Origin of the sequence: Collinsella sp. AM24-1 (assembly GCF_003470325.1) — a bacterium.
In the GTDB taxonomy this organism is placed as follows: Bacteria; Actinomycetota; Coriobacteriia; order Coriobacteriales; family Coriobacteriaceae; genus Collinsella.
Genome location: NZ_QRHM01000018.1, coordinates 37,185 through 44,302, shown reverse-complemented (window position 1 = coordinate 44,302; position 7,118 = coordinate 37,185). Strand labels below are relative to the sequence as shown.

Sequence of the window (7,118 nt, the reverse complement as noted above, 5' to 3'; positions counted from 1 at the left end):
GGATACGCCTAGGCGCGGTCCAAGAAATCGTCCGCACCCCCTTTTGCGGCTTTGGCTGCATAAACAGTCCCTATTTCACCGCAACTTAGGTGAAGCTAGCGGGTTGGGTGCCAGACCTCGAGGACGGCGGGAAGGATATCTACCTCGATGCGCGAGGCGACAACGGGCTCGCCGTCGGCCTGGATGGGGTAGTCGGGCTCCTCAAAGGTGAGCTCGGCATGGCGGCAGCGGCGCATGCGAATCGGTGGCAGCTTGGAGTGGTGGCCGTCTTTGGCCGAAAGGAACATGGGCAGGGCAACCGCGCGTGGGACGGGACCGCAGGCGTAGCAGACGTCGAGTATGCCATCGCAGGGATCGGCATCGGGGCAGATACGATAACCCGAGCCATACGTGGGCCCCAGCTGAATCGCCATGATGATTGCCCTCACGCGCTCGGTGGGCGCGCCGTCAAAGCTGACTGTCATAGGATAGTTGCGATAGCGTAGGCCAAACTGCTCAAGTCCCGAGAGGGTGTAGAGCGGCGCGCCCGTCAAGCCGGTCTTTTTGCGCAGCTCGGTGGTGCCCAGACCGATGGCGGCATCGATGCCGACCGAAAGCGTCTGGTCATAATACTCGACCGTCGCCTCGCCGCTACCGCTTGCGGGGTTCCATGAGCGAATGCGCCCGATGTCCTGACGTTGCAGCTCGCAGGTGAGTAGCGCGCCAAAATCCTTGCCGGAGAAATCGTCGATGCCGAGCGTCTGGGCAAAATCGTTGCCGGAGCCCACGGGTAGGATGGCAAGAGCGGGTCGGACGCCCTCCTTTTGCGTCATAAGCCCGTTGACGACCTCGTGAATCACGCCGTCGCCGCCGAGTGCGATAACGGTGCGGTAGCCCTTTGCCTGGGCGGCCAGTTCCTTGGCGTGTCCCATGCGCTCGGTCAGCACCAGGTCAAACTGGGATGCGCGTGCAGTCATGTCCAAAAAGCGTTGCAGGCGCTCGGCAACTTCGCGTGCCGCACCCGACTGGGCGGCTGGGTTGGCGATGATGAGCGTGCGACCAAAATCAGTTGCGTGCATGGGGCGACTCCCGGCGTGTTGCATGACAGTGCGGTCGCGCTCAGGTTGAATTGCCCCGATTGTGGCTGCACGGCGATTATTACATCTACTCTATCAGGTCGTTGTGGCGCTCGATAGCATCCGCTACCGTACCGCCCTCATCCACAATAAGCGAGCGGCGCTTGGGTGAGATGATGCGCTGGGCGGGGTACACGCCGCGGTGTCCGCCGGCGAGATAGCTGATAAAGGCCACGATGACAAAGAACCCAGCGGCCGTGCCGTGGAACAGGTCGATGGCCATCATGCAGGTGGTGATGGGCACGTTGAGGCCGGCGCAGAACACGCCGAGCATGCCGAGAGCCGCCAGAAAACTGGGATCAAGCCCGGTAAGGCAACCGATCCAGCCACCGAGTGCCGCACCGATGCCAAACAGGGGCGTGACCTCGCCGCCTTGGAAGCCCGCGCCCAGAGTAAGCGCTGTGACGACCAACTTGATGGCTGCGTCCGCCAGGGTGGTGTTGCCGGCAAATCCGGCGCCGGAAAGCCACGTGGAAAGGCCGGCGTAGTCCCAGGCGTCGAGGAGGGCATAGGCGGCCAAAACCACGAGTGCGCCTATGAGTGCGCGGACGAGGTAATTGGTGATAAAGCGACCGTACAGGCTCTTGACGGTTCGAACCGACCAGGCAAAGAGGCGTGCCGTCAGGCCGAAGATAATTGCGCTGATAACAACGATGGCAACCGTCTGTGGTGTCATGTTGGGAACGCTGGCGATGACATTCGCCTCGTACTCGGTTCCCAAGGCGAGCGATGTAAAGTAGCCGGTAAATGAGGCGACGAGGCAGTAGATGCCCGCGGTGTAGTCGATCTTTCCGATGAAGCACATCTCCATGCCAAAGAAAGCTCCGGCAAGGGGCGAACCGAATACGGCGCCAAAGGCCGACGAGATGCCGGCGAGCATGAGGTCGTGGTGGTCATGCTTTTTGAGGTGAGCGAGGCTCGAGATGTTGCTGGCGATGGTGCCACCAATCTGCACCGCAGCTCCCTCGCGACCGGCCGACCCGCCCGTTAGGTGCGTGAGCGTGGAACAGACGAAGGTGAGGACGGCCATGCGCATATGGATGAGGCGTGTGCCCAGAGCGGAGTCGATGACCAGGTTGTTTCCGCGTTTGGCGGCAAGACCGTGGTTTTTGTACACCCATGCGGTGGCAACGCCCACAACGGGAAGCAGCGCGTAAATCCATGCATGGTGCTCGCGATAGTCGGTCGCGATATTCAGCGAGGCCAAAAACGCCCAAGCGGCAACGCCCATGGCAAGCGAGACGATAACGACGAGTACGAGCAACTTGGCGCTCGCGAGTAGGTTGCGGGCGTTGCGGCGCGTGTCGGCAGCCAAGAGATGCTCGGAGCGGGTGAGCTGTTGCCTGCCTGCCATGATGACGTCATTAAGGGAGAAAAAGCCGCCGTCGTCGAGCGACTGGGAATGATCCTGCGCCTCGTTTGCGCTTTCGGGTTTGTCGGTAAAAGCCATACGTTCCTCTTTTTGGTTGCAACAGGAGCATTATAGAACGTGCCAAACGTGACAAACCGGCAGGTTGATTTTCGGTTCTGTTTCGCCGTCCGTTACCGACAGGTGTATTCGCGGCCGCGGGCCAGGTCTTGAGCAAGCGGCGAGGGATTATACTGAGATAAACATAAAGACTCGGCGCTTTTGTTGCGCGCCGCAGCATGCTAGAGGTGTATATGGCTGAGAAACTCATTCCGTTGGAGGACGCACAGGCGATCGTCTTGTCGCACGTGAATCGCACCGAAGTTGTCGAGATTCCCGTGTGGCAGGCGGCCGGTCTTCCCCTGGCCGAGGACGCCACGGCCGATATCGACATCTCTCCGTTTGCCAACAGCGCCATGGATGGATATGCCGTGCATGCCGTCGACCTCGCCAAAGCGTCCACCAATGCGCCCGTGACGCTTTCCGTCGTGGGGCACGAAGCCGCGGGCCATGTGTTCGATGGCGTAATCGCCCCGGGCGAGACTGTCCGCATCATGACAGGCGCGCCGGTGCCCGAGGGTGCGGATGCTGTGGTGAAATACGAGATCGTCGAGGTGCTTGACGGCGACGGCAACGAGGGCTCGCACGTGAGCTTTTCGGCGCCTGCTAAAGTGGGGGAGAACGTTCGCTCTGCCGCCGAGGAGGCCCATGCCGGCGACGTCGTGATGCGTGCCGGCGAGGTTGTGGCCCCGGCCGGCGCTGGCCTGCTGGCAAGCGCCGGTTACGCGAGCGTGAAGGTCCATGCCGCTCCGCGCGCGGGCATTATCTCGCTGGGCACGGAGCTGGTCGCACCGAGCGAGCTGCCGGCACGCGGGCAGATTCGCGATTCCAACTCCTCGGCGTTGATGGCCGAAGCGCTCGATGCCGGCGCCGAGCCGGTGTTCTATGGCATTGCGCCCGATGATGAGCAGGCGATTGCCGAGCTGGTGCATCGCGCCGTGCAGGAGTGCGATTTTGTCATTACGAGCGGCGGCGCCTCTGCGGGCGATTACGACTACGTGACGGCGCTGGTCAAGCGCGAGGGCGAGGTGCTCTTCGACCGCATCTCGATGCGTCCTGGCAAAGCCATCACGTTTGGCCTGCTTGGGGGCAAGCCGTATTTGGGGCTTTCGGGCAATCCCGCGGCGGCGTATGTGGGCTTTGAGATGCTCGCCCGCCCCGCGATCCGCAAGATGCGCGGCTTTGCCGAGGGTACGCGTCCCGTGCAGCAGGCGATATTGACGCACGGCGTGAAGAAGCGCCAGGACCGACGCTTCTATGATCGCGCCACGGTTGCGCGCGATGCGCAGACGGGTGAGCTTACGGTCACCGAGGCGCACAGCCAGAACTCGGCGCTGCTCGGAACCATGCAGCGTGCGAACTGCCTGTTGCGCATCAACGAGGGTCCGTGCGATCTTGAGCCGGGCGACGTCGTGGATGTCGTCCGTGTCGATCTGCCCGAGGGCGCCGTGCTGTAGGAGGAATGCTATGGAGTTGAAGATTTCGATCGTGACGTGCTCGGATACGCGCGATCTTGCCCAGGACGAAGCAGGCGCTGCACTCGAGGAGCTCGTCGCGGCGCAGGGCTGGACGGTTGCCTCGCATACGGTGGTGCATGACGATGTTGACGAGATCGGTGCTGCCATTGTGGCTGCGGCCGACGATTGCCAGGCCAACGTGGTCATCACCTGCGGCGGCACGGGGCTTTCGATGCGCGACGTGACGCCCGAGGCGACGCGTGCCGTCTGCGACCGCGATGTGCCGGGTATTGCCGAGGCGATCCGTGCATACTCTATGACCAAGACGCGCCGTGCCATGCTTTCGCGCGCCGTGTGCATGCAGCGTGGGGCTGCGCTTGTCATCAACTTTCCGGGATCCACGAAGGCGGCTCGCGAAAGCTGGGAGGCCGTGAGCGACCAGCTGGAGCACGCGGCCCACATGGCGGCGGGCGGTGGACACGCTCGCTAAACTGCTTGCCTGTAGCGGAGTGACCTTATGGGTCGCTCCGCTTTTTTAAGCGGCGACAACGCGAGCGTCTTGCGGCTATCGGTATAAGAAATTATCAAACGATAATTTCTTATCACAAGCATTATTCGCGCTAAAGTATAATTCAATTACAGGATAAAGCCCGCGGCGGGGTGCCCGGGCGTAGCGCTCGAAAGGGTTGAACATGTTCGATATGGTTTCTCGCCGCGGATTCGTCTCGCTTTCTGCTGTCGCCGCTGCCGGCCTTGGCCTTGCTGGCTGCTCGGGCAACAAGACGTCTGAGCCGGCCGGCTCCGATGCGGGTTCTGCCAAGACTTCTTTCAAGAAGGCTGTCGAGCTGCAGGTATTTGCCGCCAACTCGCTCGAGAAAGCTCTGCCCGAGGTTCAGAAGCTCTACACCGATCAGACCGGTACCACCTTTGCCGACACGCAGTTTAAGGCGTCCGGCGACCTTGTCGAGCAGATGCGCGCCGGCGCTGCGGTGGACGTGCTCATCACGGCCTCTAAGGGCACTATGGATGATGCCGAGGCCGCCGAGCTCGTCGATGCCGACACGCGCGAGGACATGTTCGTCAACGACCTCGTGATTATTCGTGCCGAGGGCTCCGACACCAAGGTCGAGGCTATCGCCGACGTCGCGAGCCTGGACGGCAAAATCGCCATCGGCGACGCCAAGACCGTTCCCGCCGGCAAGTATGCCAACCAGGCGCTGGCTTCTGTTGGGCTCTACACCGGTACCGAGGGCGACGACGGTGAGTATGCACCCGAGCTCGCCGACAAGGTGGCTTTGGCCGACAAGGTCGGCACCGCCGCAGCTTACGTCTCTACGGGCGACTGCGTGGCCGGCTTTGTCTACAGCTCCGACATCTTCCGCTACGACGGCATCGAGGAGGCCTTCGTGTGCCCCGAGGATTCGCACAAGCCCATCGTGTATCCGGGTGCCGTTGCCGAGAGCTCCGAGCACGCCGACGAGGCCAAGGCGTTCATCGACTTCTGTCTGACCAACAAGAAGGCGCAGAAGATTTGGGCTAAGTACGGATTTGAGCTTTCCGCGTAGTGCGGCCTGGCGCGATAATTCCATCGTTTTGTGTTTAACTCCGTCCTTGTATTCTCTTGGAGCTTTTCGTGCTTAATAGATTCCGCATGCTTGTCGCCTGTGCTTTGACCTTCGCGCTTTGCTGGGTGCCAGGATTTGCGTTTGCTGGGGAAGCTGAGGACGGGGCTCAGGTTGCTGCGACCGCTCATGGGCTTTCCTATGGGATCGAGGGTTTTGAGCGGTTGGCCAGGGGGACCGCTCGTGCCATGGAGGGCCAGCCTGAGGGCTACCGGTTTCCCGTTGACGAGGACGTGGACCTTGTAGTGGCGCCTGCTGCCGATCGCGTTGTGGTGTGGGTATCGCCCAAGGCGGTCGAGAAGTATGGATTGGATCCGCAGGACAACGAGTGCGCATCGGGTCTCAAGGCTCTCGTCTGTGAGCTCGACAGCGCAAACTGCATGGGAGGCGCACGGCTGGAAGACATGGATCTTCCTTGGTATGCCACGACGGAAGCGGCGTTTAATGTCGGTGGGTATACCTATGCCTTTGATGAGCGCGGTGCGAATGGGGGCCGCTATGTGGTCATCGCATCAGCCTCGGGTGATGCCAAGGGCGGCGCGCGTTGGCTTGATAGCGCTCAAATCGTGGTAGCATCATCTGTTATGATGCAAGATGAACAGGAGCCCTTGGCGTCCCTTGTCGCCTTTTTGACCGGCATCGACTATCGCCCGCTTTGGGTGTCTATCAAAACGAGTGGCCTTGCCCTGGTGATTGCCTTTGCGCTGGGCCTGTTTGCCGCATGGAAGACTATGGGCACGACGAGCCGCGTGAAGGGCCTGCTCGACTCGGCCTTTACCATCCCCATGGTGCTGCCTCCCACGGTGTGCGGCTTTCTGCTCCTCATGCTGTTTGGCCGCTCGACCGGGGTTGGCCAGTGGCTTATCGCGCACGGCATCTCGATCGTCTTTACCTGGCCAGCGGCGGTGATATCTGCCGTGGTGGTGTCGTTTCCCCTGGTCTACCGCACGGCGCTCGGCGCCTTTGAGAGCCTGGACACGCAGATGCTCGACGCCGCGAGAACCCTGGGGTGGTCCGAGCGCCGTATCTTTGCCAAGCTTATGATGCCACTCGGCTGGCCCTCGATCGCCGCCGGTACGGTGCTCGCCTTTGCCCGTGCGATGGGTGAGTTCGGTTGCACCCTCTTCTTTGCGGGTAACTATGCCGGTATTACGCAGACCATCCCCATCGCTATCTACTTTGAGTGGATGGGTGGCAACATCCCAGTTGCCCTCTTTTGGGTTGTCGTCGTGATTGCGTTTAGTTTCCTGGTCATCCTGTTTATCAACATGTACACCGCGCATTCGCAAAAGTATCGCGAGCGGGGCCTTTCCCGTGCGGAGCGCAAGCGGGCCAAAGAACTCGCCGATACGGACGATTCGCTCGACCCGGTGGGCGGCGATGCCCTGCGTATCGATCGCGAGGCGCTGGCCGAGCTCATGCGCGATGATGCCACTCTGCAGGGAGGTCGATAGGC

6 protein-coding genes are annotated in these 7,118 nt (G+C 61.5%); 4 read left to right on the top strand and 2 right to left on the bottom strand.

What is annotated here, in order from left to right; genetic code table 11:
• Positions 1-95: 95 nt before the first annotated feature.
• Positions 96-1,058, bottom strand: coding sequence for a diacylglycerol kinase family protein (locus tag DW661_RS07590; RefSeq protein ID WP_118935270.1), 963 nt, complete (start codon positions 1,056-1,058; stop codon positions 96-98).
• Positions 1,059-1,143: 85 nt separating this feature from the next.
• Positions 1,144-2,565: a chloride channel protein gene (locus tag DW661_RS07585; RefSeq protein ID WP_199584871.1), complete on the bottom strand. Its 1,422-nt coding sequence runs from the start codon at positions 2,563-2,565 to the stop codon at positions 1,144-1,146.
• A 212-nt stretch (positions 2,566-2,777) separates the two neighbouring features.
• On the opposite strand from DW661_RS07585, the gene glp reads away from it, so the two are divergent.
• From glp to modB, 4 genes are all read left to right on the top strand, one after another.
• Positions 2,778-4,040 carry a gephyrin-like molybdotransferase Glp gene (glp, locus tag DW661_RS07580; RefSeq protein ID WP_118935268.1) on the top strand — a complete coding sequence of 421 codons (1,263 nt, stop codon included), beginning with the start codon at positions 2,778-2,780 and terminating at the stop codon, positions 4,038-4,040.
• 10 nt (positions 4,041-4,050) lie between these two features.
• Entirely contained in the window at positions 4,051-4,530 is a 480-nt protein-coding gene (locus DW661_RS07575) for a molybdenum cofactor biosynthesis protein B (RefSeq protein WP_117817074.1), read from the top strand.
• Positions 4,531-4,732: 202 nt separating this feature from the next.
• Positions 4,733-5,605 carry a molybdate ABC transporter substrate-binding protein gene (gene modA / locus DW661_RS07570; protein ID WP_117817075.1) on the top strand — a complete coding sequence of 291 codons (873 nt, stop codon included), beginning with the start codon at positions 4,733-4,735 and terminating at the stop codon, positions 5,603-5,605.
• Between the two features lie 245 nt (positions 5,606-5,850).
• Entirely contained in the window at positions 5,851-7,116 is a 1,266-nt protein-coding gene (gene modB / locus DW661_RS07565) for a molybdate ABC transporter permease subunit (protein ID WP_233547478.1), read from the top strand.
• The last annotated feature ends 2 nt before the right edge of the window (positions 7,117-7,118 follow it).

Excerpts from the sequence above, each read along its gene's own strand:
- DW661_RS07590 (WP_118935270.1), bottom strand. The coding sequence starts at position 1,058 with ATGCACGCAACTGATTTTGGTCGCACGCTCATCATCGCCAACCCAGCC.
- DW661_RS07575 (WP_117817074.1), top strand. The coding sequence starts at position 4,051 with ATGGAGTTGAAGATTTCGATCGTGACGTGCTCGGATACGCGCGATCTT.
- DW661_RS07585 (WP_199584871.1), bottom strand. The coding sequence starts at position 2,565 with ATGGCTTTTACCGACAAACCCGAAAGCGCAAACGAGGCGCAGGATCAT.
- glp (WP_118935268.1), top strand. The coding sequence starts at position 2,778 with ATGGCTGAGAAACTCATTCCGTTGGAGGACGCACAGGCGATCGTCTTG.
- modA (WP_117817075.1), top strand. The coding sequence starts at position 4,733 with ATGTTCGATATGGTTTCTCGCCGCGGATTCGTCTCGCTTTCTGCTGTC.
- modB (WP_233547478.1), top strand. The coding sequence starts at position 5,851 with ATGGAGGGCCAGCCTGAGGGCTACCGGTTTCCCGTTGACGAGGACGTG.